The organism is Enterobacter sp. WP_7_1 (genome assembly GCF_003688535.1).
GTDB lineage: Bacteria > Pseudomonadota > Gammaproteobacteria > Enterobacterales > Enterobacteriaceae > Enterobacter > Enterobacter asburiae.
Map to the genome: position 1 here is coordinate 1122624 of NZ_REFK01000001.1, position 22716 is coordinate 1145339.

Here is a 22716-nt window from a genome sequence, read left to right on the forward strand (position 1 = left end):
CTGATATTATATTAAGTGTAGAACATCGGCTGTGAAGCTAGCGCGGAGAGATAAAAAGTGCTTTACACCCCGGACAGAGCATGGGGCTTTTTAGACGCAGTTTAGAGGAAGACTGAGCGGATTTTAATCCGCAAACAGGGCAGGTGACGGTGGTGGTTAATACGCTTCCAAAAAGTTTCATTGCGTAATCGATAACAGACATGATGATTAGCCTCTCAATGAATGTATTTCACTCTATCACATCTGGCTAAAATTAAACCAATTTAAAAGTCACCCAATTTTTTAACATAAGTGATGTTTTTTTCTCTTTTCTAACACATCGCTTTCATGTCCGATTTAGAAGCGAATGAATTCCAACCTTTTAAAATCCTTATGTTATTTTGCGACGCGAGATCAGTTTTATCTAGGTTGCCGCCTGGATTGAACACTTGATTTGTTCTACAAGAAAAATCGGTTGATTCAAATTCGATGTTCTGAAAGCGTTGCAAAACCCGTAAGATATGTTTATAAATATACTGTATATACATACAGTAATTCATTGCGGAGGGAAAAATGAAAATCGAGTTAACCATTGATCGCATGAAGAAACTTCCTGATGGATCTATACCTGCGCTCGAGTCAGAACTGCTGAAAAGGCTCAGCAAGCAGTTTGATGATTGCCAGCTTACGATTAAGCGTGCCAGCCATGATGGGCTGACTGTTTTCGGGGGTGACAAGAAAGAGGTCGAATATATCGTGCAGGAGACCTGGGAAAGCGCTGACGAGTGGTTTAATTAATCGCGTGAATTTCACTGGAGCAGTTTCAAAGAGTATTGCTGTTTGCGCTCCCCTGGCTGTTCCCGATTACTGTTTACCGTGTCAATAAGTCGCTCTGGGGGAAAATAGTGTGTAGTGCAGATGCCTTTAATGCAGATGATCAATGGTACGACGTTGTCAGAAGGGCCGATAACGCAGTCATCTATAGCTTCCCGGCGGAAGGGAGATATCTGGTTTATCGAGTAAATGGAATAGTTTCATTACGACCGTTACTCGACGAGGAAGAAATCTTCACTCTCAACGGGTTTATGCAATTTGCAAAACGACTGGGGTACCGAGTTACACCACCGTCTGATATTATTCTTTCATAGGCCTGAACACCCTATACCTGATGCGCCACGGAGAGAACCATGGCGCTAGAATTACAACTTATCAAACACCATTCAGGAATACTGATCCCGGCTACTCCCGAGACCAGCGATATCCTGCAATCCAAAACCCGGCTCGGCGATGTTCTTGTGGCCGAGTTCAGACGTGTACGAAACCCGGCATTCCACCGACGCTTTTTCGCGCTTCTCAATCTTGGTTTTGAATACTGGGAACCAACCGGCGGGGCTATCTCGAGTAACGAGCGGAAGCTGATCACTGGCTACGCCAAGTTCCTTGCTTCGTATGGCGGGAATGAGGGCGCGCTGATCGATGCTGCTGAGCAGTATCTAGAGCAGGTTGCTTACCGGCGCGTCACGAATGGCATTAGCCTGTGCAAATCCTTCGATGCTTACCGCTCCTGGGTGATCGTTGAGGCAGGGCACTTTGATGCCATTCAGCTACCTGACGGCACACTCAAAAAGCATCCTCGCAGCATTTCATTCGCCAACATGGACGAGCCCGAGTTTCAGCAACTCTATAAAGCTGCGCTTGATGTCCTCTGGCGGTGGGTCCTGTCCCGTTCATTCCGCAGTCGCGATGAGGCAGAAAATGTCGCCGCACAGCTGCTTGGCTTCGCGGGGTGATCGAATGAAGTCTACATGGTTCCATCATACCGACTGTAGCACCGAACAGGCCGACGAACTGGTCAAGCGTTACAAAGCGCGCGGCGTGCGAGTTGAGCGCAGCCTTAACCAGGATTACGTGACCTGGACTGTCAGTGCATTCCTTCCGACCTCAAATACTCCAGCGCGCCCGGATAGCCGCTGGCGAAACCGGATGTGGGGATGAATGTGAAAACATATCAAATCACTTTGCCCTGGCCGCCGAGCAACAACCGGTATTACCGGCACAACCGCGGGCGCACTCACATTAGCGCAGATGGCGTCGCGTATCGCTATGCGGTCGCCAGTCTCATTCGAAGCGCCCGGCTTAATATTCGGACAGCTGTACCACTCAAAATCCGAATTGAATGTCACATGCCCGACCGCCGACGCCGCGATCTGGATAACCTGCAGAAAGCTGCATTTGACGCTTTGACCAAGGCGGGATTCTGGCTGGATGACAGCCAGGTAATCGATTATCGCGTTGTGAAAATGCCTGTCGTTAAAGGCGGGAAATTAAAACTCACCATTACCGAGCTGGAGACCGCATGAACCTTGAAAACACTCTCAAATATCACTTTGCCAAATCGACAATGATTAGCGACTCTCCGCGTGCAACGGCGTCAGACTCATTAACTGGGACGGATATCATGGCCGCTATGGGCATGACGCAGGAACGGGCAGCATTGGGTTACAGTGCTTTTCTCGGGAAAATGGGCATCAGCAACAATGACCGGGAGAGGGCGATTGAATTGCTGGCCCAGTATGCGCTGACTAAGTGCGATCGGGTGGCGGCGCTGCGCAAGCTGGAGCCAGGGGTTAAACCACTGGTGATGCATCAGCTGGCCACCTTCGCGTTCGAAGACTATTCCCGCAGCGCCGCCAGCGTGAAGCAGTGCGATGGCTGCAATGGGGAAGGGTTTATTGACGCTGAGGTTTTCAGCATGAAGTCTCACACTCCGGCAAAAGAGAAGAAGTTCGTGAAGATGTCTTTGCACATGGGCGCGGAGGATATTCGTCCTTCTGAGTATGAGGTGCATAGACAGGTCAGGGAGGTAGCGCGCGTTCTCTGCCCTCGGTGTAAGGGGAAGAAGGTAGTAAGCTGTGCCTGTAAAGATTGTCATGGCCGCGGGAAAGCTGTTAATCACGCTCTTACAGATCAGCAGGGCGTTCCGGTACTGGCTGATTGCAAGCGCTGCAGTGGGCGAGGGTTTGAGCGAATTCCATCAACTGAGGCTTACGCAGCTTTAAGTGAGATAACGGATGCAATCAGCCTCGATACATGGAAGAAATCTGTTAAGCCATTCTACGATCAACTCATCACCAGGTTTGACATCGAAGAGGCCTGGGCTGATGCACAGCTCAAGCAGATAACAAAATAGGGCGTTATTTTATCGTGAGCTATTTACTTTTCCCGAATCTGTGGTAGTTTTCCTCTAACGATGGATTATTGCCTTCGTTTAAAGCCCTGCGGTTAACCCCGTGGGGCTTTTTGCTTCTGTCGATTTAAGAATTATTGAAGAGCTAGCGCTGTAACGGAAAAATAAGCGATGCTTCGCCAGCTGCGAGCCTTTTAGTATCCATGGAAGAAGAAGCGAATCTTCAAGCCGATAAACTTCAACACTGGCCAGACATAATGTTGGATTAAATATAGGACAGGTGGAACAACTAATGTCGCACCAGTTGCGAAGAATGCGTATACCGCCGAGTCCTTTGCGATTAATGAGTAATTTAGGTTAAGTGTTTCAAGATTAATTGCATTGGCTATACTCGAACCTACAAATCCAGAGCCAAAAACAACCAGAAACACATAAAGTGATGCTGTTATGAGCTTTAAAATTAGCCAAATGTATTTCACGATGGACACCTGCTGATTGATGTCATCTTTTTACACAAATGTCATCTGTTTAGCTAGGTTATAGGTCGCTTGGTTCTAAATAATACCCTGCTCATTGCCTTACCCTCACCTTGCCAGCCTGTCGCTGGCTTTTTCATTTCAGGCTCCTAGAACCATCATCGACACGCCTTCTTGTTAAATCGTCCCGACGGACAGACCCTTTTCTAACACACAGCACCCGCTAACTACGCGAGGTGAGAGTATGTATCGCATGGACAAACTAACCACCGGTGCTGCTTACGGCGCTTCAGCCGGTAGCATCCTAAACGGCATGCTGAATGCCTACAGTCCCGAGCAGTGGAACGCTATCGGCGTGCTGGTGGGCATCATCATCGCTGTACTGACGTATCTAACGAATCTCTATTTCAAAATCCGCGAAGACAACCGCCGCAGCAGGAGCCGAGATGAACCCGACACTCCGAAATAAGCTGGTGGGCGCCGTTGTTGGCGGCGCCAGCGCAATCACTATTGCAGCTGTGATGCTGGGCAATGCGGATGGACTTGAAGGAAGACGCTATTACGCTTATCAAGACGTCGTTGGTGTCTGGACTGTTTGCGATGGGCATACCGGCGCTGACATTCGCCGCGGTCACAGATACACCGATAAAGAATGTGACGCTTTGCTTCAATCCGACCTGCGCAAGGTAGCTGCAGCTATCGACCCGCTGATTAAAGTCCATATTCCCGAAACCACTCGTGCCGCACTTTACTCTTTCACCTACAACGTAGGAGCTGGAGCGTTTAGCAGATCGACGCTGCTGAAAAAAATAAATTTCGGCGACGTTCCGGGTGCATGCAAAGAACTGCAGCGCTGGACGTATGCCGGTGGCAAACAGTGGAAAGGGCTTATCACTCGGCGCGAGATTGAGCGTGAAGTTTGCGAGTGGGGCCAGAAATGAACCGATTAACAGCAACCATCTTTGCTGTAGTTATCTGCCTTCTGGTTTCCATGGCATGGGCGATTAACCATTATCGCGACATCGCCATCACCTACAAAGATCAGCGGGATAAAGCCACTGAGAAACTCAGCCTGGCAAACGCCACCATCAAAGACATGCAGACCCGTCAGCGTGATGCAGCGGCACTTGATGCTAAATACACGAAGGAATTAGCCGATGCGAAATCACAGCTTGAAGATCTGCAGCGTTGCGTTAGCACTGGTAAGTGTGGGCTGCACGTCAACGCCAGATGTCCCTCGAACGGAACGGCCGGAACCGGCAGCCTGGGCGATGCTTCCAGCCCCCGACTTACTGACTCCGCTGAACGGGATTATTTCACCCTCAGAGAAAGAATCGTCACAGTGACAAAGCAGGTCGGATATTTGCAGGACTACATCAAAGAGCAATGTATGAAATAGAGCCTCATCCGTAAGGTTCTGTCACTATTTCTCTTCTGGACACTAGCAATAGCAAATATTTTAAGCGCATTTTGATAGGTTGGATGACGCCAAAAAAATGCTCTCGCAAAGAGAGCTAAAGGAGTCTCAGTTTCACTTGCTCTTTTTATCGATGATTCCCTGGAGTTGGCATTCTCCGCATCAGAGTCTTGGATAGCCTGGCAGTCAACCAGTAATCAACAAGCGTAAGCGAAAAGTATTAGGAATTTCCTCAGATTGGCAGTCTTTGATGGTTCTTACTTGTTGCACATGCTCTACCTAATATCCCCTATAAGAAGATTAGATTTCACTCGAAATTACACACACTAAAAGGAACGGGTTGAACTGCGTTCGGCCATAAAAAATGCCCCTGATACGGGGCAAGTATTAGTCGAATCTTTTGTAATGTTTATGTGCTTCTTGCTCTAAGGCTTTGGCAAAATAACATCTCAGCCAGATATTGCAAATTAAATGCACTTTTAAATGCAATAACGTGAAGCCCCTCATCCTGATCTTTCAATCTCAGGCGGAAACGGCAATCATTAATAGCTGGTTTCCCTGTGGCGGAAGGTTTTGACTTGGCCCTGTTCATAGTGGCAGGGATGTGTCTGATTGTTCTTCTTGTCATGCGCCAATTTTGAACAAATGAGGCTGCGGGCTTCCGGGGACTAAGAGACGATTCACCAGGAGGCATCCTGCACCATATGGCAAAAGCTCTTGTAATGATGAAGGAGCTTTTTTTATCATTATTTGGGGCATCACTGACGCTGGGAACCCCATTGGGGACAAGCTGAACGTTAGCCCATTCAGCATCTGTAACACAGGTAGTCTACTATTTACATACAGTTAGGTTAAAGGCAGCTCATCTATGACTGTCGCCTTACTTGATAATGGAAATAGTAAACGGCCAAAAGAGGTAATAATGAAAATTGAAGAACTGACGAACAAGGCAGAAGAAGAAATTTCTGCCCTCATATCAAAAAAAATTTCAGAGTTACGAAAAAAAACAGGCCATGAAGTTTCCGAAATTGAGTTTATCGCTCGTGAAGCGATGACAGGTCTTGAAGGGTACGAGGTCAAAATCAAACTCCTTTAATCGTAACTTCACAAAACAAGGTCGCTCATGCGGCCTTTTTTATCGCTATTTGACAGTGAGTAACGCAAGGAAAAAACATGGCAAAACCGGACTGGGGCGAGCTTCAGCAACGGTTCCTGTCCGAACATGCCAAAACAGGCGTATCACCGAAGGAATGGTGTGAAGCGCAGGGACTTAATTACGCTACCGCCCGCCGATACATCAAAAAGCCTACTGCGCAAACTGCGCAAAAACCTGCGCTAAAAAAAGTGCGCACTGCGCAGAAAGATAAAAGCGCAGATGCGCTGGTGGATGATGATGGACTTACAGCTCAGCAGCGCTTATTTGTCGCGGAGTACCTGAAGGACAACAACGCCACAGCTGCCGCTGCACGTGCTGGTTATAGTGACCCAAACTACGGTCGTCAGCTCATAGCGAATCCTAACGTTGCGCAGTCTATTGCGCAGCAGCAAAAAGCGTCCATTGCGCGCACGCTTGGCAGTGCCGATGAAGTCCTCGCGCAGATGTGGCAGCTCGCCACCTTCGATGCAAACCAGCTTTCGCAGTATCGTCGTGGCGCGTGTCGTTACTGCTGGGGCTTCGGTCATCACTACCAGTGGCGCGATGCCGTTGAGTTCGAAGAGAAAAGACTCGAGGCGCTTGAGCGTGACAGACGTGAACCCGAAGATTCCGGCGGTTACGGCTATGACCACAACAGAGAGCCTAACCCTGAATGCCCGCGCTGCAACGGCGATGGTATTGGCCAGCCTTATTTCCCCGATACGCGCAAACTCCCTCAAGTCTCACGGCTCGCATACTCCGGCGTTAAGGTCGGCAAGAATGGCGTCGAGATAACCGCAATCAGCCGTGAGCGCATGTTCGAAGCGGTAATGAAGCGCCTTGGCCTGGCTGATAGCGAGTTCGCGCAGCGCCTGCAGCAGATTGAAATCGAGCGCCGGCAGCTGGAGGTAGAAAAGCTTCGTAAAGAGTTGGTCGGTGATGGTGAGGACGATGAACCAACCCCAGTGCAGATCAATATCAACGTAGTGGATGCGAGGGCAGACGATGGGGATCAGCCCGACACTTAACATTCCTCAGGCGCGCTTCCTCGCGATGCAGCACAAATTCAAAGCCTACGTTGCTGGGTTCGGTTCCGGTAAGACGTGGGTGGGTTGTGGGGGCATCTGCAAAGGGATGTGGGAGCATCCTAAAATCAACCAGGGTTATTTCGCGCCGACGTACCCGCAGATTCGTGACATCTTCTACCCGACGATAGAGGAGGTGGCCTTTGACTGGGGGCTGAGCGTCAAAATCAACGAGGGGAACAAAGAGGTTCACTTCTACGAGGGGCGGTGCTACCGCGGGACAACCATCTGCCGCTCGATGGAGAAGCCCGGCTCGATAGTCGGCTTCAAAATTGGTAATGCGATGGTGGATGAGCTGGACGTTATGGCGGCTGCCAAAGCGCAGCAGGCCTGGCGAAAAATCATCGCCCGTATGCGTTACAACATTCCCGGTCTGAGAAATGGAATTGACGTCACGACAACGCCGGAAGGCTTCAAATTCGTCTACCAGCAGTTCGTGAAGGCTGTGCGTGAAAAACCAGAGCTTGCGGCGCTGTATGGACTGATTCAGGCCAGCACGTTCGACAATGCGAAGAATCTACCGCCTGATTACATTCCATCGCTGCTTAGTTCTTACCCTGACGAACTGATTCAGGCCTATCTGCGCGGGAAGTTCACCAACCTTAACAGCGGGACCATTTACCACACCTTTAACCGCAAGCTGAATAACTGTTCTGACGAGATTCAGGACGGGGATCCGCTATTTATTGGTATGGACTTCAACGTAGGGAAAATGGCCGCGATTGTTCACGTAAAGCGTAATGGCCTGCCGCGCGCGGTCCGTGAGCTGGTGAAGGTCTACGACACGCCAGCGATGATTAAGCGTATCCAGGAAGAGTTCTGGCGCTACGAGGATGGCCGATACGTTAAAAGCCGGGAGATTTACATCTATCCGGATGCCTCTGGCGACTCCCGCAAGTCCCAGAACGCCAGCAAGACCGATATTGCTCAGCTCAACGATGCCGGATTCAGCGTCATCGTAGATGATGCCAACCCTCCTGTTAAAGACCGCATCAACTCGATGAACGCCATGTTCTGCAACGCCAATGGCGAACGCCGCTATCTGGTTAACGTTCAGAACTGCCCGGTTTACACCGAGAGCCTCGAGCAGCAAATCTGGGCGGCAAATGGCGAACCGGACAAATCAGCAGATAACGATCACCCCAATGATGCTGGTGGGTACTTCATCGTGAAGGATTACCCGATCGTGAAACCGGCATACTCAATCACCATGGACACCACTTTCTGATATGGCAAACGACGACATCACCTGGGTTCGACCAGAACACCGGGCGGCTTCTGCTGCCTGGCGGAAATACAGGGACTTTTGCAAAGGAGCTGAGGCCGTAAAGGCAGCGGGTAATAAGTACCTGCCTTATCTCGACCCAACTGATAAATCCACTCGCAATCGCAAGCGCAATGAGGACTATCTGAGCCGCGCGGTGTTCTATGCCATTGCCGGTAATACGAAAATCGGCATGCTTGGGATGGCGTATCGCAAGGACCCCACGTTTAACGGCCCTGAAAAGCTCAATTACCTGTTGGACAATGCTGACGGTGCCGGCACCAGTATTTATCAGCAGTCGCAACTGGTGGCCGAGAACGTGCTGGAAGTTGCGCGAGAGGGGCTTTATGTCGATTACGCAGAAGCCTCCGATGAGGCGATCATCCTCCGCTATCCGGCAGAGAACATCATCAACTGGCGAACAAAGCGAATTAACGGGCGCGATCAGCTGGTGCTGGTGGTACTGCGTGAATGCGTAGAAGAGCCGGATGGTTACGCTTATAAGGATGAAATCCAGTACCGCGAACTGGCGCTGGAAGAAGGCCGGTTCATCTGCCGGGTATGGCGCCGGGCTGGTGGCACTGCAAGCGGAACCTACACCGTTGACAGTGAGTACCACCCTAAGCCGAAAGGAAAGGACTACTGGGACGAAATCCCGTTCACATTCGTCGGGGCCCAGAACAACGATCCTACAATTGATGATTCACCTCTGGCTGCGCTGGTGGAGATAAACCACGGTCATTACCGTAACAGTGCTGACTATGAGGACAGCGTGTGGTTTTGTGGTCAGGTGCAGCCGTACATGACAGGGCTTGATACCAACTGGCGTGATCACCTCGAGAAGAAGGGCGTTAAAATTGGTTCCCGATCACCGCTTTTGCTTCCTAAGGAGGGCTCGTTTGGTTATGCCCAGGCGCAGCCGAACATGCTGGCTAAAGAGGCCATGGACAGCAAACGCGATTACATGGTGCAGCTTGGCGCCCGATTGATTGAGCAGAACGCCACGGCGAAGACTGCTACCCAGGCGAGCGGTGAGCAAACATCCTCAACGTCTGTGCTCGGTATCTGCGTTTCGAACGTTTCTGAGGCCTACACGTTGGCGCTTAGCTGGTGTGCGAAATACCTCGGCATCAAGGGCGAAACGACGAGTTACACCATCAACCAGGAGTTCATCGCGAAGGTTGCCGAGTCGGGCATGGTGACGGCAATCGTCAACGCCTGGCAGTCCGGTGCGCTGCGCGATAGCGATATGATTCGCGCATTGCAAAAGCTTGACCTCATTGACCCGGCCGACAGTCCGGACGAGGTTATTGATGTGCTTCGCAATCAGGCACCAACGTTGACGGGAGGCTGATATGGCCACCATTAACGAAAGCCTGCGCGATGAGTCGATCGCACATTCCGTCTGGTTAAGTCGCTACGCCACCGGTGTGGCAAACCGGATGGTGAAGTTGCTTAACGAAACGGACGCGGATCTTTCGGCACGGCTACTAGATGCGCTGGACAGATTGCCGCCGGAGAGCTTCACCGTTAACCGTCTGGAGAGTTTACTGGGCAGCGTGCGCGAACTTAACCATCAAGCCGTAGCGTCCATGCAGGCAGGGCTCGAGAGTGAGCTGGTGGCGCTGGCAAAGAACGAAGCCAGTTATCAGCTGAGCCTGTTCGATTCCCTTCTGCCATCACAGGTCCTGTCTCACTATCCGCTGCAGGGTATTACAGCCGATATGGTGTATGCCGCGGCGATGGCGCAGCCCTTTCAGGGGCGGCTGCTGAGTGAGTGGGCGGATAATCTGGAATCGGACAGGCTGGCGCGGATAGTGAACGCCGTTCGAAGGGGGTATCTTGCCGGCGACACGGTAGAAACAATCGCGCGCAGTGTTCGCGGCCACGCCAATAAAGATTATCGCGACGGCGCGCTGCAGATGAGCAGGGCAAATGCCGCCAGCATCGCTAAAACAGCTGTGAATCATCTGGCTGCCACAGCGCGCAACAGCTTCACCAGTGCCAACAGCGATATCGTGAAAGGCAAACAGTGGCTGTCTACACTGGACAATAAAACCAGCCACGACTGCATTATTCGTGACCTGCTGCGTTACACCCTGGATAACAAACCGGTCGGGCATAAGGTGCCTTACCTGCAGGGACCCGGGAAGATTCATTTCTGCTGCCGTTCTACTGAAACTCTGATTCTCAAGTCCTGGCGCGAACTCGGCATTGATATTGATGAGATGGCCGAGGGTACTCGTGCCAGCATGGATGGCCAGGTGCCAGCTAAAACCTCGTATCTGGAATGGCTCGCGCGCCAGTCGGCACAACGCCAGGATCAGGTTCTGGGTGCCGAGCGTGGACGTCTGTTCCGCGCGGGTGAAATCGACCTGGCTGATATGTTCACTGACAAAGGCGAGTGGATCAGCCTGGAACGGCTGAAGCAGCTCTCAGGCACAGACAACTAACAATCACATCTTACTCCACGCCCTGGCATCCGCCGGGGCTTTTTTATGGGCGAGGCCCGGCAAAATCCCGAGGGGAAATTATGTTAATTCGAAACATGCTTCTGAAATATTACGCACCTGAAAGTGGCGGTGAGGGCGGTGGTGGTGGCGGTATCGAAATCACTCCTGAAATCCAGAAGCTGATTGATGAGCGTGTGACCAGCGAAGTCACTGGCCTGAAATCGAAAAACTCTGAGCTGCTGGGAACCATTAAGCAGCAAAAAGAAACCCTGTCACGCTTCGATGGTATCGATCCTGATGCAGTGCGCGGGATCCTCCAGCGTTTTTCCGACGACGAAGAGGCAAAGCTGATTGCCGCCGGAAAAATCGATGAGGTGCTCGATAAGCGCACCGAGCGTCTGCGTGCTGACGTTGAAAAGCAGATTAAAGCCGCAAATGAACGCGCGGACAAAGCCGAAGCGTTCTCCAACAAATTCCGGGATCGAGTTCTGGGCGATGCAATCCGTGCAGCAGCGTCAAAAGCTGGTGCGCTGCCGGAAGCATCTGACGATCTGATTCTGCGTGCCAAAGGCACTTTCCAGCTCAACGACGAAGGCGAGGCCGTAGCAGTTGATGCAAATGGCGATGTTCTGTTCGGTAAAGACGGCAAAACTCCACTGAGCCCGCTTGAGTGGGCTGAGTCTCTTAAGGAGACGGCTCCGCATCTGTTCCCACGCGCAGAAGGCACCGGCGCGGGCGGACACAAACCAAACGGCGGTGGCAGCCTGAAACGTTCCGAAATGAGCGCCAGCGACAAAGCGGACTACATCCGCAAGCATGGCCAGCAGGCCTTCCTCAAACTTCCGAAATAAGGGATTAACCCATGCCTACCACTGTTAATAGTGACCTGATCATTTATGACGACCTGGCGCAGACTGCTTTCCTCGAGCGCCGCCAGGACAACCTGGCTATTTTCAACGCGTCCTCCAACGGCGCGATCTTGCTGGATAACGAGCTGATTGAAGGCGACTTCCGCAAGCGTGCCTTCTACAAGGTGGGCGGCTCAATCGAATCGCGTGACGTTAACTCCACCGAAAAGGTGACGGGTAAGAAGATTGGCGCCGGTGAAGCCGTATCCGTCAAAGCGCCGTGGAAATACGGTCCATACGAAACCACTGAAGAAGCGTTCAAACGCCGCGGCCGCTCGGTTGATGAGTTCTCCGAAGTAATCGGCACTGATGTGGCTGACGCGACCCTGGAAGGCTACGTGAAATACGGCCTGAAGGCGCTGACGGCTGCTATTGGCGCCAACGCGGACATGGTGGTCACCGCCGATATCGAAACAGACGGCAAGAAGACCCTGACGCGCGGCCTGCGCAAATACGGCGATAAGTTCAACCGTGTTGTTCTCTTCGTTATGCACTCCGCCACTTACTTCGACATCGTGGATGAGGCGATCGCCAACAAAATCTACGAAGAAGCTGGCGTGGTGGTTTACGGCGGGCAGCCGGGCACGTTGGGTAAACCTGTGCTGGTGACCGACACCATGGACGCTGATGCGATCCTTGGGCTGGTAGCCGGAGCGGTTACCGTCACCGAGTCTCAGGCGCCGGGGTTCCGTTCCTACGACATCAACGATCAGGAAAACCTGGCCATCGGGTACCGTGCTGAAGGCGTTGTGAATGTCGACTTGCTGGGCTACAGCTGGGACACCGCCAAAGGTGATAACCCGGACCTGACCAAAATCGGCACCGCGGGTAACTGGAAGAAGCACTTCACCAGCAACAAATCTACGGCTGGCGTCCTGATTAAGCTGGGATCCGCAGCGGGGGAGTAACGCTGTCAGCGGATAAAACCTCCGCAACCGCTGACAGCACCGATGCGGTCACCATTTCCCTGAAGTACACGCTAAACGGCGCAGGTGTTTCCGGCAAAAACGTTGCCTGGAATTCAACCGGCGGCACGCTCAGCACTGCCAGTTCTCAGACCGGCTCTGCTGGTGGGGCGACGGTCAAACTCACATCAGACGTTGCTGGCACCTTCACGGTAACCGGCACGGTTGAAGGAGTGGCGAAAACCACGGATGAGATCACCTTCACCGCACCTGCAGCTGGCTAATCGATGGGGCGTAAGCCCCATTCAACGGATGCTCAGATGATTATTACTGATATCACCGCCGCTGACGCAAACAGTTACGCCAGCGAAGATGAACTGGCGTCATTTGCCACGCTGAGAGGAGTTGAGCTGCCTGAAAAGCTCGCACCGTTACTGATTAAGGCGATGGACTACCTGGAAGGGCTTGAATGGGTAGGTTCCAAAGCAGACCCTCGACAGCCGCTGGCCTGGCCACGCGCAAATGTCATTCTGGATGGACACGACTTCCCACCCGACCAGGTGCCGCGGCAGGTTATCACCGCACAATGCATGCTGGCTATCGAGGCAATTGCTGGCGATTTGCTTTCAAGCGTTCGTGAGGCCGCGGTTAAAACCGAACGTGTCGAAGGCGCCGTTACCATGACCTATGCGGTTGCCGATGGTGAGGCGTTTACACCTTCTTACCCGGCGGTAATGGCTATTCTCGGCGACCTGGCTGGTGGGCGTGGATATGCAATCAATACTTTCGCGGAGCGCGCGTAATGGCCATCAACTATCAGCGAATGCAGGCGACAACGACTCGTATGCTCAAGCAGAACGGCATTGCATACAACGTCACGCGTAAGGGCACGTTAATCGTCATCGGTGGTGTGGAGCATCGTTCCGATGATATCCAGTTCACCGCCACAGGAGTGAAGACGGATTACACGCCAGGCGAAATTGATGGAACCGTCATTGAAAACGGCGATGTGCGGATTGTCTTCACCGCTGAGAAGGAAATTAAAACCGGCGATCTGATCGTCGTGGACGGCGTAAGCCACCGCGTAGTTAAACCTAACCCCGTGAAACCGGGTGCGGTGGTGCTCTGCTACAAATCCCAGTTGAGGACATAGCATGGGCGATAATAAGGCGTTTACGACTGCCATCACCGCGTTCGTGGACAAAGCCAAAGCGAATCAGGAAGCGGTCGTACGTGCTGTCGGCATTCGGATCCTTAATCAACTGGTGATGATGTCACCTGTCGGCAACCCGGAACTGTGGGGCATCAACCAGACGGCAGCTTCTTACAATCAGGCGGTATACGACCATAACGAAGCGCAAAAATCGGACCCTGCCAACCTGACTAAAACCGGACGGCTTAAGAAGAAAGCTCGACTGGTGGATGGGATGGATATCAAAGCGCCACCCGGATATACCGGTGGACGGTTTCGGGGCAACTGGCAGGTGTCTTTTGATGCACCGACCACAGATGAAACGGGCCGTGTCGATAAAACCGGAAATCTGACAAAAGCCGCCGGCAATTACACGCTGTCGCTGTTCAAAGTCGGGATGAAGGCTATTTATTTCTGCAACAACGTCCCTTACGCGTATCGACTGGAGATGGGGCACTCTTCCCAGGCTCCGGGAGGGATGGTACGCATTACTGCTGCTGAGTTTCAGCGATTTTTTGAGGAAGCAGTAAGGGAGGTGACTAAATGATTCCCGATATCGCGGCGGCGCTGGCCGCCAGGCTCGGCGAGTGGGCTGATGCTGAAGGGATCCCGGTTGCCTGGGAAAACGTGCCTTTCACACCGCCGTCTGATGGGCTCTATCTTGCTGTCCATGACATGCCCGCTTCGCCGCGTACGGTAGACCTTGGATTGCGCTGCCGCATTTATTCAGGTGTCTACCAGATTAACGTTGTGGCTCCAGCCGGCATAGGCCGTACCGATGTAGTGGCCCTGGTAGACCGCGTGGCTGAATTGTTTCCCGAGGGGCTGGAGATTGAAGGCAGGGGCTTTACATGCTGGATAGATGAAACGCCTGGTGTTTTCCGCGGTATCACTACATCTGTCGCTTATACCGTTCCCGTTAGTCTCAATTATCGAGCTGATATCTCCAGCTAATCCTCACAACCTTCTAAACCTGACCGGCTCTTTGCCGGTTTTCCCGTTTCTAAAGGAGTAACCAATATGGGCTTTGCATTGCCTAACGGCGCTCACGTCTATCTGGCATCGGGTTATGGCCCAGCCATTACTTTCACCGGGGCGACGAACGCCGAAAATATGGTGATCACCGTGAGTGAAGCGGACGCGCTCAAGGTAGGTGATATTGTTCATGTGAACTGCAACTGGTCCGGTGTTGATAACGTAATCGCGAAAATTGAAGCGATTGCAGACAGCGCTGTAACTCTGCGCAATATCAATACCACTAACAAAAACAAATATGCTGCTGGTGGCGGTTCCGGCTCAATCCGCAAGGTGCTTGAGTGGACCGAACTGCCACAAATCACAGAAGTATCAAAAGCTGGTGGCGATCAGAACACCACGCAGATTCAGTTCCTCAGCGATGACAGACAGCGCAACCTGAACACCTACAAATCAGCAGTTTCCCAGACCTACTCGATCGCTCATGACTCCACGCTTCCGGTATACCCACTGCTGCGTCAACTGGACGAAGACGAAGAGACGGTCGCGGCTTACATGTACGTACCGAAGGCGAAGGAAAACCGTTACTGGGCGGCCACGGCGTCCTTTGACGATACGCCAACTACTGCGGTTAACGAGGTCGAGACAGTAAGTGTGGTGCTGAACCTGCAGTCACCGGCGATGACGTTCTACAAGGTGACTGATGCTGCCGCCTAACCCGTCAGAGCTTTCACTATTCCATGCCTCCCATAGTGGAGGCTTTTTCCGTTAAGAGGTATCGATGGCGACCAAATTCACTCTTCAGCCCAAACCAACATTCAAGGCCAATGTCTCGATCCCCCGAGCCGGCGATGAGGATGGCGTGCTGACATTCACGTTTAATCACAAACCACTTAAAGAACTGGCTGACCTGGAAAAACTCGAAGGCAAAACCGCCACTGATTTTCTGATGGAAATCATTTCAGGTTGGGCACTTCCCGATGCATTCAACGCGGAAAACCTGTCGGTGCTGCTGGAGAATTACCCGGCGGCCATGAAGGCCATTCCGGAAACGTACTATCGCGAGCTGATGGGACACCGCGAAAAAAACTGATAGCGGTTGCCTCTGCGTTCTATACGCCTGAACCGACGGCGGCTGAACTGGCACCCTACGGGCTTACGCCGGACGATTACGATGACCAGTACATTGACGTCTGGCCAGATGTATGGCCTTCATTCCTGGTGTTTCAGGCTGTCAGCACACAGTGGCGCACGGGCATGGGAGGCGCATCAGGGCTTGATTACAACGTGCTGCCCTGGATGATGCGCCTGCACCACGTCGACGACGAGGCAACCGCGCTTTCGGACATTCGAATCATGGAGAGCGCCGCACTAAAAGTTATGCATAAAGAGAGGGCGGAATGAGTTACGACATCGCCACGATTTCCCTGCGCGTAAATACCAATGAGCTGGAGCGTGGTAACCAGGCACTGGATCGCTTTCAGGAGACCGCGTCCGCCGCTGCAGGTAAAGCGGATGACCTGAACAGTACGTTCCGCACCGGCATCGATAACCAGAAGAAGAACAGCGAAAGCCTGAAGCAGCAGCGTCAGGAACTGCAGAACCTGCTGAATAAAATTAGTCCGGTAAACAAGGCGCTGGATGAGCTGGACACTATCCAGGAGAGCCTGGCGAAATTTCGCGGTAAAGGGCTGGTGGGAGACGAGGACTTTACTCGTTACAACAGCGTGCTTGAGACGACGCGGGCAAAACTGGCGCAGGTCATGGAGTCTGAGACCGCAGAGGGGCGGGCTCGCATTGAACAGGCACAGGCAGCGCAGCGTGCAGCTGCGGCGGGCAAAACCTTTATCGATTCGCTGGAAGAGCAGGTCACAGCAATCGGAAAAACGCGCGCAGAACTGTTAGAGCTAAAAGCAGCCCAACTTGGCGTGTCCGATCGTGCTGCACCGATGATCGCCCGACTGAAAGAGCAGGAGGAAGCGTGGAGGTCAGGAGCGATCAGCGCGGGGCAATACCGCAACGCGATGCGTTATCTACCAATGCAAATGACCGACATCGTAACTTCATTGGCGTCCGGCATGCCGGTTTATATGGTAGCCATTCAGCAGGGCGGCCAGTTGCGCGATTCGTTTGGGGGTGTAGGCAATGCTCTCAAAGCGATGTTGTCGATGGTGACTCCTGCCCGAGTGGCCATTGGTGGCCTGGCCGGTGCTGTTCTGATTGCTGCAAAAGCGGGAGCGGACTACTTCACCGCCTACGACGAAATTAACAAGGCCATTATCAGGACTGGCAACATTGCAGGCACGTCAGCGCTCCAGGTAATGGCTTCCTCCCAGTCGATTGCTGCCTCTACTGGCGCTACTGTAGAAACCGTTCAGAGTCTGATGACTGAACTGATTAGCATGGGATCGCTCACACAGCAGCAGCTTGAAAAAGCGGCGGGCTCTACGGCACTTGCAGTTCAAACCGGTATTGTTTCGGCGCAGGACATCACCAAGGCATATCAGGATATTGAAAAGGATCCGGTTAAAGCCCTTCAGAGCCTAAACGAACAATACAACTTCCTGACTGTTTCGCAGCTTAAGCACATTGATGAACTGGTGAAGCAGAAGGACCGGACCGCTGCAGTTACACAGGCCATGGACCTGTTTGGCGATACGATGGCACAACGTGGAGAACAGGCTTACGACTCGCTGACGCCGTTTGGTCGCCTGTGGCTGGATATCAAAGACTGGGCGTCTGAGGCCATGCATAGTATCGGCCAGTGGGTAGCAGAGCTGGCATCAAACACACTGAAGGAATTCAACGCAATTTATTACAGCGTTGCGATCGTTTTCCAGAAGCTGAACCAGATTATTTCTTCCTCGATTGCCGCAGCGATTAATCTCATTCCTGACTGGGCGAAAACGGATACTCTGCAGGGATGGCAGGACTACAACGAACAAATGGCCGGCGCTTATGGCGACAGCGTCTCTCAGCTGAAAAAAGACTGGGATGCCGCTGATATCAGTGCAGGTAAATACCTCGATACGACCAGAAAGATAAGTACCGCAACCACCCAGAAGGATCGTGAAGGAGTCGCTTCTTTTGGTAAAAAGACGCAAACCGGAAAGCAGGGCACTTTATCGGCTGGCGATCGCAGCACGAATGCTGCCCAGGCCGAGCTGCTGGCGCTTCAGGCACAGTTACGCGCGCTGCAGCAGCATAAAGGGCTGAACGACACTATCAGCCAACAGCGCAAAGACCTTTGGACTACGGAAGCGAAATTTCAGGTGCTGGAAGAGGCCTCCCGATCTCGCTCTCTGACAAAGCAGGAGCAATCTCTGCTCGCGAGTAAAGACCAGGTGCTACAGTTAGCGCGGCAGAAAGCCCTGTTGGGTGATCAGATTTCCGCTCAGGAACTGCTGAACAAGCGCATGGATACCTCGCAGAAATACGTCACGCAGATGGCTGAGAAACAGGCCGCATTACTGGGTGGCGCGGGGATGAGTGACCGCCAGGCGCAGCGAGAGCTGGCAAAAAGTCAGCTCACCGCCGGCTGGAAAAATACTGGTGGTTCGCTGGATGAAGAGGGATACCAGAAACAGCTTAAGGCAGCTAACGATTACTATGATGCTGAGGATCAGCTACGCGGTGACTGGCTGACCGGCGTGAAAAAGGGCTGGGCTGAATTTGAGGACAGCGCGACCAATGTTTACTCGCAGGTGCAGACGATTACCAGCAATGCCTTCACCGGGATGGCCAGCACCCTGACTGATTTCTTCACCACAGGTAAATCTAACTTCTCAGATTTCCTTTCCACTTTCCTCAAGGGCATCGCCCAGATGCTGACGCAACTGGCTTTGGTTAATGGAATGAAGTCAGCGTTTGGTGGAACCGGTATCGGCGCGTTCTTTGGTTTTTCAGGTGGTGGATTGGTGCCGCGATTCGATAGCGGTGGCTACACCGGTGATGGTGGTAAGTACCAACCGAAAGGCGTAGTTCATGGTGGTGAGTTTGTATTTACGAAGGAAGCGACCAGTGCACTTGGTGTTGGCAATCTCTATGCGCTTATGCGTGGAGCTCAGGGGTATGCAAACGGCGGTTATGTTGGCACAGCCCCAATGTATGGGCTGCAATCGAATGCAGCTGGTGGCGTAACCGTTCAAACTTCCGTGGTCGTTCAAAACCAGAACACTCACCAGCAGACTTCCGGCAATAACGATGCTATTTCTCGGGCTTACAAACAGACCATCGATCAGTCTGTTCGTGCTGGAATTGCTAAGGAGTTGCAACCCGGAAGGTTGATTTGGAACGCTATGAAAAGCCGTTGATAAACTGATAGCAGTCCCTTGTTTGAGCCTGCTATCACAAGATTAATTATTTACGGGGCAGATACTTATGGGTTGTATATGTCCCACCCTTGTGTGAGGAGCCTTTCCCGTTGGTGTAATGACCACGAGAACCTTTTGCATAAGTGATCGAGGGCGCCACAAGCGCTAAAGAAAGAGCTGCGATTAGTAGTGTTTTCATGAGAACTCGCTGTGTAGTGAAATTGTGTAATAGCCATTCAAATATACGTAATGAATCGACAATTGGAGATGAAATTTCTTTCAGCGACTAATCGAATTATACCCGCTTCGGCGGGTTTTTTTATACCCGGAGGAAAGTTGGCGATCGAAACATTTATCTGGCGAACCCAGATTCAGGCGGGCATGGAAGGGGAGTTTATTTACGTAACGCGCTCTGCTTCCTTTGGAGACGGTTTTGAACAGATCGCCGGTGAAGGCATCAACCCTGAAAAACAGTCATGGCCGATGACCTTAACGGGAAAAAAAACTGAGATGCTCGATGCGCTGAGGTTTTGCCGCAAGCACATTACAAAATCCTTTATCTGGACGTCTCCTGTTGGCGAAACCGGTTTATACCGGATTGAAGCTGATTCCATTAAAGTCCAGCCGCTATCCAGCAAAGTGATGACCATAAAAGCAATCTTCAAACAGGCATACGCACCATGATTACTGAAGATTATCAACGCCTCGAACCTGGTGAAAAAATACGTCTTCTTGAGGTAGACGGTTCTGCGTTTGGCCTGGACGACGTTCTTCGTTTTCACGCTTATAACCTCCCGCATACTGCAGAAGAGATTGCGGCTGCTGGTGGAGAAGAATCAAAGTTAAAGGCGAAAAGTATCTGGTGGCAGGGCGAAGAGTATGGTGCCTGGCCATATAAGCTCGAGGGACTGGAAGCGTCAACCGATGGCAGTAGCGCCCAGCCGACGCTCACCGTTGCCAACATTGACAGCTCTATCACTGCGCTCTGTCTGGCCTATGACGATATGCTGCAGGCCAAAGTTACGATTCATGACACTTTTGCGCATTACCTGGATGCGCGCAATTTCTCGGATGGAAATCCAACAGCAGATCCCTTGCAGGTGAGGAAGCGGGTTTTCTATATCGACGGTAAAAATAGCGAGCTTCCCGGTGAAAGTATCGAGTTTGTTCTTACCAGCCCGATGGATCTGCAGGGATTGATGATTCCGACCAGACAGCTGCATTCCCTTTGCACATGGTGCATCCGGAATAGGTACCGCACCGGCGATGGGTGCGATTATGCCGGCACGCTTTACTTCGACAGAAACAACAATCCGGTAAGCGATCCCTCATTGGATGAATGCAACGGCACGCTCACCGCCTGCAAGCTTCGGTTTGGTGAACACAATGAACTTCCTTTCGGTGGTTTTCCAGGAACATCTTTGATCAGGAGTTAACATGCGTCAGAAAACAATTCAGGACATCCTGGCGCATGCTGCGAAAGACTATCCCCACGAATGCTGCGGCGTGATAGCGCAGAAAAGCCGGGTGGAACGCTATTTCCCATGCCGTAATCTGGCTGCTGAACCAACGGAACAGTTTCACCTTTCACCAGAGGATTACGCCGCTGCTGAAGACTGGGGGACGATAACGGGAATCGTACATAGTCACCCTGACGCGACGACCCAACCAAGCGAACTGGACAAGGCTCAATGCGATGCAACGTTGCTGCCCTGGCATATTGTCAGTTGGCCGGAAGGAGACTTTCGTACCATTACTCCCCGCGGAGAATTGCCGCTGCTCGGGCGCCCGTTTGTGCTCGGACACTACGACTGTTGGGGGCTGGTGATGAGCTATTTCCGGCAGGAGCATGATGTCGAACTTCAGGATTACCGTGTTGATTATCCGTGGTGGGAGGACTCCTATCCGGATAATTTCTATCAGGATTGCTGGTACGAATGTGGGTTCCGAGAATTCAGTGGATCACCAATGCCGGGCGATTTGATCATCATGCAGATGGAATCGAATAAGTGGAACCATTCAGGGATTTTGCTGGAGGGGAACATGCTTCTTCATCATCTTTATGGTCACCTCAGTCAACGTGTGCCATATGGAGGTTACTGGATGGAGAGAACCATGAAAATTGTCAGGCATAAAAGCCTAATCATGCAGGAGGGATAATGTGCGAATCCGTCCGTACCATTCGCCTGTACGGTGTTCTAGGTAGTACGTTTGGCCGCGAATTCCAACTTTCGGTAGCCTCACCAAAAGAAGCCATCCGCGCATTGTGCGTTATCGTGCCAGGCTTCGAGCGTTTTTTGAATACCAGTAAGCAGCGCGGGCTTACTTACGCTGTATTCAGTGGAAAGCGTAACCTGAACGATGACGAACTCTCTATGGATCAGAGTAGTGCTGATATCCGTATTGCGCCGGTTATCCTCGGGAGTAAACGTGGCGGAGTGTTCCAGACCATCTTAGGCGTGGCTTTGGTCGCAGTTGGTGCTGTGGCGTCATACTTTGGCGGTGGTGCTGTCGGCGTTCCTCTAATGCAATTTGGCGCTGCGATGGCCCTTGGCGGTGTCGTTCAAATGCTTTCTCCACAGACAACCGGACTTGCCAGCAAACAATCGGCAGACAACAAGGCCAGTTACGCCTTTGGTGGAGTAACAAATACGACAGCCCAGGGTAATCCTGTGCCGCTCCTTTACGGCAAGCGCCGCATCGGTGGAGCGATCATTTCTGCTGGCATTTATGTTGACGATCAGCAGTAGCTATAGTGCCAAACTAAGAGTATCTTCTTGAAAGAACGCATTATAAGACTGGAAATGCTTATGGATGGTTATGCTATAGACTTTCAAGATTTGCTTGGATTAAGAAAATTAAACGAGCCTGGTTTGGACAGAAGGGCGTTCACAGACTGGGCTGAAAACCAGATTTCAGCTGGCAATGAGTCTTCAAATCTTTTGATTTTGGCATCTTTGGGATTAGATAAGGAAATCTCGAAAGATGAGGTGTTTCGCTATTTTGATGGCTACGTTGATGAGATTGGAGAAGTGATGCCAACTGAACGAGTCGCGTTCATATTGGCAATGAGACTAACATTCAAAAAGCTCGCCTATTCTGAACTTGAGGATGATGTCTGGAGTGAATTAACTAGAACTTTTGTTAAATGGTATGACTTGCCAAATGGCCTTTTATATAGAGTAATGACGTACTGGAGCGCATTGCATGATGATTTTACAAATAATTATGAATATGAGGTTGGGTATTATTACCTGAACTATCCGCGACACGGTGACATTCCTCGCTCGAAACAATTAGAGTACGTTCGTAATTGTGCAATTCGCTTTCTCCGTATTTTCGATGAACACTATTATTTTGGTTTGCTTATCAAATAATATTTAATTCAACATTGTTCTAATCATGGTCACCTCTGGGTGGCTTTTTT

General features: G+C 51.7%; 32 protein-coding genes. 30 read left to right on the forward strand and 2 right to left on the reverse strand.

Going from position 1 to position 22716, the window contains the following annotated elements:
* Positions 1 to 37 precede the first annotated feature (37 nt).
* Positions 38 to 202, reverse strand: coding sequence for a YnfU family zinc-binding protein (locus tag BJ885_RS23330; protein ID WP_213730115.1), 165 nt, complete (start codon positions 200 to 202; stop codon positions 38 to 40).
* Positions 203 to 552: 350 nt separating this feature from the next.
* Here BJ885_RS23330 and BJ885_RS05570 point away from each other — a divergent pair, with 350 nt between their 5' ends.
* From BJ885_RS05570 to BJ885_RS05595, 6 genes are all read left to right on the forward strand, one after another.
* Positions 553 to 777 carry a DinI family protein gene (locus tag BJ885_RS05570; protein ID WP_047647979.1) on the forward strand — a complete coding sequence of 75 codons (225 nt, stop codon included), beginning with the start codon at positions 553 to 555 and terminating at the stop codon, positions 775 to 777.
* Between the two features lie 107 nt (positions 778 to 884).
* Complete coding sequence (locus BJ885_RS23420) at positions 885 to 1127, forward strand: hypothetical protein (protein WP_072034227.1); 243 nt, start codon at positions 885 to 887, stop codon at positions 1125 to 1127.
* 39 nt (positions 1128 to 1166) lie between these two features.
* Positions 1167 to 1769 (forward strand): DUF1367 family protein, encoded by a 603-nt coding sequence (locus tag BJ885_RS05580; RefSeq protein WP_047647978.1) that lies wholly within the window; start codon positions 1167 to 1169, stop codon positions 1767 to 1769.
* A 4-nt stretch (positions 1770 to 1773) separates the two neighbouring features.
* Positions 1774 to 1974 carry a hypothetical protein gene (locus BJ885_RS05585; RefSeq protein WP_072034206.1) on the forward strand — a complete coding sequence of 67 codons (201 nt, stop codon included), beginning with the start codon at positions 1774 to 1776 and terminating at the stop codon, positions 1972 to 1974.
* 2 nt (positions 1975 to 1976) lie between these two features.
* Positions 1977 to 2339 carry a crossover junction endodeoxyribonuclease RusA gene (gene rusA / locus BJ885_RS05590; RefSeq protein ID WP_047648755.1) on the forward strand — a complete coding sequence of 121 codons (363 nt, stop codon included), beginning with the start codon at positions 1977 to 1979 and terminating at the stop codon, positions 2337 to 2339.
* A complete protein-coding gene (locus tag BJ885_RS05595) occupies positions 2336 to 3169 on the forward strand; it encodes an antitermination protein (RefSeq protein ID WP_047647977.1) in 834 nt (277 codons plus the stop codon). Before rusA ends, BJ885_RS05595 begins: the two co-directional genes overlap by 4 nt.
* Before the next feature lie 191 nt (positions 3170 to 3360).
* Here BJ885_RS05595 and BJ885_RS05600 read toward each other — a convergent pair whose 3' ends face one another.
* Positions 3361 to 3645, reverse strand: coding sequence for a hypothetical protein (locus tag BJ885_RS05600; protein ID WP_047647976.1), 285 nt, complete (start codon positions 3643 to 3645; stop codon positions 3361 to 3363).
* 241 nt (positions 3646 to 3886) lie between these two features.
* Here BJ885_RS05600 and BJ885_RS05605 point away from each other — a divergent pair, with 241 nt between their 5' ends.
* The 24 genes from BJ885_RS05605 (at position 3887) to BJ885_RS05715 (ending at position 22666) form a co-directional block, all read left to right on the forward strand.
* A complete protein-coding gene (locus BJ885_RS05605) occupies positions 3887 to 4111 on the forward strand; it encodes a class II holin family protein (RefSeq protein WP_014884012.1) in 225 nt (74 codons plus the stop codon).
* Complete coding sequence (locus tag BJ885_RS05610; RefSeq protein ID WP_047647975.1) at positions 4089 to 4583, forward strand: lysozyme; 495 nt, start codon at positions 4089 to 4091, stop codon at positions 4581 to 4583. The genes BJ885_RS05605 and BJ885_RS05610 overlap by 23 nt, the downstream gene beginning before the upstream one ends.
* Complete coding sequence (locus tag BJ885_RS05615) at positions 4580 to 5041, forward strand: lysis protein (protein WP_047647974.1); 462 nt, start codon at positions 4580 to 4582, stop codon at positions 5039 to 5041. The genes BJ885_RS05610 and BJ885_RS05615 overlap by 4 nt, the downstream gene beginning before the upstream one ends.
* A 940-nt stretch (positions 5042 to 5981) precedes the next feature.
* Positions 5982 to 6155 (forward strand): GnsA/GnsB family addiction module toxin, encoded by a 174-nt coding sequence (locus BJ885_RS05620; RefSeq protein ID WP_047647973.1) that lies wholly within the window; start codon positions 5982 to 5984, stop codon positions 6153 to 6155.
* Positions 6156 to 6232: 77 nt separating this feature from the next.
* Complete coding sequence (locus tag BJ885_RS05625; RefSeq protein ID WP_047647972.1) at positions 6233 to 7222, forward strand: terminase small subunit; 990 nt, start codon at positions 6233 to 6235, stop codon at positions 7220 to 7222.
* Positions 7200 to 8507: a terminase large subunit domain-containing protein gene (locus BJ885_RS05630; protein ID WP_047647971.1), complete on the forward strand. Its 1308-nt coding sequence runs from the start codon at positions 7200 to 7202 to the stop codon at positions 8505 to 8507. Before BJ885_RS05625 ends, BJ885_RS05630 begins: the two co-directional genes overlap by 23 nt.
* Position 8508: 1 nt before the next feature.
* Positions 8509 to 9897 carry a DUF4055 domain-containing protein gene (locus BJ885_RS05635; protein WP_047647970.1) on the forward strand — a complete coding sequence of 463 codons (1389 nt, stop codon included), beginning with the start codon at positions 8509 to 8511 and terminating at the stop codon, positions 9895 to 9897.
* A gap of 1 nt (position 9898) precedes the next feature.
* Positions 9899 to 10996, forward strand: a complete 1098-nt coding sequence (locus tag BJ885_RS05640; protein WP_047647969.1) for a phage minor head protein — start codon at positions 9899 to 9901, stop codon at positions 10994 to 10996.
* A gap of 80 nt (positions 10997 to 11076) precedes the next feature.
* Positions 11077 to 11847 carry a hypothetical protein gene (locus tag BJ885_RS05645; protein WP_047647968.1) on the forward strand — a complete coding sequence of 257 codons (771 nt, stop codon included), beginning with the start codon at positions 11077 to 11079 and terminating at the stop codon, positions 11845 to 11847.
* A gap of 11 nt (positions 11848 to 11858) precedes the next feature.
* Complete coding sequence (locus tag BJ885_RS05650; RefSeq protein WP_063440010.1) at positions 11859 to 12812, forward strand: major capsid protein; 954 nt, start codon at positions 11859 to 11861, stop codon at positions 12810 to 12812.
* Positions 12813 to 12865: 53 nt separating this feature from the next.
* Positions 12866 to 13093, forward strand: coding sequence for an Ig-like domain-containing protein (locus BJ885_RS23560; RefSeq protein ID WP_375714063.1), 228 nt, complete (start codon positions 12866 to 12868; stop codon positions 13091 to 13093).
* Between the two features lie 36 nt (positions 13094 to 13129).
* Entirely contained in the window at positions 13130 to 13612 is a 483-nt protein-coding gene (locus BJ885_RS05655; protein ID WP_121931362.1) for a DnaT-like ssDNA-binding protein, read from the forward strand.
* Positions 13612 to 13962, forward strand: a complete 351-nt coding sequence (locus BJ885_RS05660) for a hypothetical protein (RefSeq protein WP_047647965.1) — start codon at positions 13612 to 13614, stop codon at positions 13960 to 13962. Before BJ885_RS05655 ends, BJ885_RS05660 begins: the two co-directional genes overlap by 1 nt.
* A gap of 1 nt (position 13963) precedes the next feature.
* Positions 13964 to 14548 carry a hypothetical protein gene (locus tag BJ885_RS05665; RefSeq protein ID WP_047647964.1) on the forward strand — a complete coding sequence of 195 codons (585 nt, stop codon included), beginning with the start codon at positions 13964 to 13966 and terminating at the stop codon, positions 14546 to 14548.
* Entirely contained in the window at positions 14545 to 14955 is a 411-nt protein-coding gene (locus BJ885_RS05670; protein WP_047647963.1) for a DUF4128 domain-containing protein, read from the forward strand. The genes BJ885_RS05665 and BJ885_RS05670 overlap by 4 nt, the downstream gene beginning before the upstream one ends.
* A 66-nt stretch (positions 14956 to 15021) precedes the next feature.
* Positions 15022 to 15693, forward strand: a complete 672-nt coding sequence (locus BJ885_RS05675; RefSeq protein WP_063440012.1) for a phage tail protein — start codon at positions 15022 to 15024, stop codon at positions 15691 to 15693.
* A 64-nt stretch (positions 15694 to 15757) separates the two neighbouring features.
* Positions 15758 to 16069, forward strand: a complete 312-nt coding sequence (locus BJ885_RS05680) for a phage tail assembly chaperone (RefSeq protein WP_020882521.1) — start codon at positions 15758 to 15760, stop codon at positions 16067 to 16069.
* A gap of 47 nt (positions 16070 to 16116) precedes the next feature.
* Positions 16117 to 16380, forward strand: coding sequence for a DUF1799 domain-containing protein (locus tag BJ885_RS05685; protein ID WP_052194082.1), 264 nt, complete (start codon positions 16117 to 16119; stop codon positions 16378 to 16380).
* Positions 16377 to 19289: a phage tail tape measure protein gene (locus tag BJ885_RS05690; RefSeq protein WP_047647961.1), complete on the forward strand. Its 2913-nt coding sequence runs from the start codon at positions 16377 to 16379 to the stop codon at positions 19287 to 19289. Before BJ885_RS05685 ends, BJ885_RS05690 begins: the two co-directional genes overlap by 4 nt.
* A gap of 336 nt (positions 19290 to 19625) precedes the next feature.
* Positions 19626 to 19973, forward strand: a complete 348-nt coding sequence (locus tag BJ885_RS05695) for a phage tail protein (protein ID WP_047647960.1) — start codon at positions 19626 to 19628, stop codon at positions 19971 to 19973.
* Complete coding sequence (locus BJ885_RS05700; protein ID WP_047647959.1) at positions 19970 to 20725, forward strand: phage minor tail protein L; 756 nt, start codon at positions 19970 to 19972, stop codon at positions 20723 to 20725. The genes BJ885_RS05695 and BJ885_RS05700 overlap by 4 nt, the downstream gene beginning before the upstream one ends.
* A gap of 1 nt (position 20726) precedes the next feature.
* Positions 20727 to 21449, forward strand: a complete 723-nt coding sequence (locus BJ885_RS05705) for a C40 family peptidase (RefSeq protein ID WP_047647958.1) — start codon at positions 20727 to 20729, stop codon at positions 21447 to 21449.
* Complete coding sequence (locus BJ885_RS05710) at positions 21449 to 22039, forward strand: tail assembly protein (protein ID WP_047647957.1); 591 nt, start codon at positions 21449 to 21451, stop codon at positions 22037 to 22039. Before BJ885_RS05705 ends, BJ885_RS05710 begins: the two co-directional genes overlap by 1 nt.
* 60 nt (positions 22040 to 22099) lie before the next feature.
* Positions 22100 to 22666 (forward strand): hypothetical protein, encoded by a 567-nt coding sequence (locus BJ885_RS05715; protein ID WP_052194043.1) that lies wholly within the window; start codon positions 22100 to 22102, stop codon positions 22664 to 22666.
* Positions 22667 to 22716: the final 50 nt, after the last annotated feature.

Bases quoted from the DNA above. Each gene is read 5' to 3' on its own strand.
- BJ885_RS05580 (WP_047647978.1), top strand. From the start codon at position 1,167: ATGGCGCTAGAATTACAACTTATCAAACACCATTCAGGAATACTGATC.
- BJ885_RS05715 (WP_052194043.1), top strand. From the start codon at position 22,100: ATGGATGGTTATGCTATAGACTTTCAAGATTTGCTTGGATTAAGAAAA.
- BJ885_RS05700 (WP_047647959.1), top strand. From the start codon at position 19,970: ATGATTACTGAAGATTATCAACGCCTCGAACCTGGTGAAAAAATACGT.
- BJ885_RS05605 (WP_014884012.1), top strand. From the start codon at position 3,887: ATGTATCGCATGGACAAACTAACCACCGGTGCTGCTTACGGCGCTTCA.
- BJ885_RS05615 (WP_047647974.1), top strand. From the start codon at position 4,580: ATGAACCGATTAACAGCAACCATCTTTGCTGTAGTTATCTGCCTTCTG.
- BJ885_RS05595 (WP_047647977.1), top strand. From the start codon at position 2,336: ATGAACCTTGAAAACACTCTCAAATATCACTTTGCCAAATCGACAATG.
- BJ885_RS05635 (WP_047647970.1), top strand. From the start codon at position 8,509: ATGGCAAACGACGACATCACCTGGGTTCGACCAGAACACCGGGCGGCT.
- BJ885_RS05610 (WP_047647975.1), top strand. From the start codon at position 4,089: ATGAACCCGACACTCCGAAATAAGCTGGTGGGCGCCGTTGTTGGCGGC.
- BJ885_RS05705 (WP_047647958.1), top strand. From the start codon at position 20,727: ATGCGTCAGAAAACAATTCAGGACATCCTGGCGCATGCTGCGAAAGAC.
- BJ885_RS05690 (WP_047647961.1), top strand. From the start codon at position 16,377: ATGAGTTACGACATCGCCACGATTTCCCTGCGCGTAAATACCAATGAG.
- BJ885_RS05650 (WP_063440010.1), top strand. From the start codon at position 11,859: ATGCCTACCACTGTTAATAGTGACCTGATCATTTATGACGACCTGGCG.
- BJ885_RS05645 (WP_047647968.1), top strand. From the start codon at position 11,077: ATGTTAATTCGAAACATGCTTCTGAAATATTACGCACCTGAAAGTGGC.
- BJ885_RS05585 (WP_072034206.1), top strand. From the start codon at position 1,774: ATGAAGTCTACATGGTTCCATCATACCGACTGTAGCACCGAACAGGCC.
- BJ885_RS05570 (WP_047647979.1), top strand. From the start codon at position 553: ATGAAAATCGAGTTAACCATTGATCGCATGAAGAAACTTCCTGATGGA.
- BJ885_RS05630 (WP_047647971.1), top strand. From the start codon at position 7,200: ATGGGGATCAGCCCGACACTTAACATTCCTCAGGCGCGCTTCCTCGCG.
- BJ885_RS05680 (WP_020882521.1), top strand. From the start codon at position 15,758: ATGGCGACCAAATTCACTCTTCAGCCCAAACCAACATTCAAGGCCAAT.
- BJ885_RS05710 (WP_047647957.1), top strand. From the start codon at position 21,449: ATGTGCGAATCCGTCCGTACCATTCGCCTGTACGGTGTTCTAGGTAGT.
- BJ885_RS05625 (WP_047647972.1), top strand. From the start codon at position 6,233: ATGGCAAAACCGGACTGGGGCGAGCTTCAGCAACGGTTCCTGTCCGAA.
- BJ885_RS05670 (WP_047647963.1), top strand. From the start codon at position 14,545: ATGATTCCCGATATCGCGGCGGCGCTGGCCGCCAGGCTCGGCGAGTGG.
- BJ885_RS05655 (WP_121931362.1), top strand. From the start codon at position 13,130: ATGATTATTACTGATATCACCGCCGCTGACGCAAACAGTTACGCCAGC.
- BJ885_RS05665 (WP_047647964.1), top strand. From the start codon at position 13,964: ATGGGCGATAATAAGGCGTTTACGACTGCCATCACCGCGTTCGTGGAC.
- BJ885_RS05660 (WP_047647965.1), top strand. From the start codon at position 13,612: ATGGCCATCAACTATCAGCGAATGCAGGCGACAACGACTCGTATGCTC.
- BJ885_RS05620 (WP_047647973.1), top strand. From the start codon at position 5,982: ATGAAAATTGAAGAACTGACGAACAAGGCAGAAGAAGAAATTTCTGCC.
- BJ885_RS05640 (WP_047647969.1), top strand. From the start codon at position 9,899: ATGGCCACCATTAACGAAAGCCTGCGCGATGAGTCGATCGCACATTCC.
- BJ885_RS05675 (WP_063440012.1), top strand. From the start codon at position 15,022: ATGGGCTTTGCATTGCCTAACGGCGCTCACGTCTATCTGGCATCGGGT.
- BJ885_RS23330 (WP_213730115.1), bottom strand. From the start codon at position 202: ATGTCTGTTATCGATTACGCAATGAAACTTTTTGGAAGCGTATTAACC.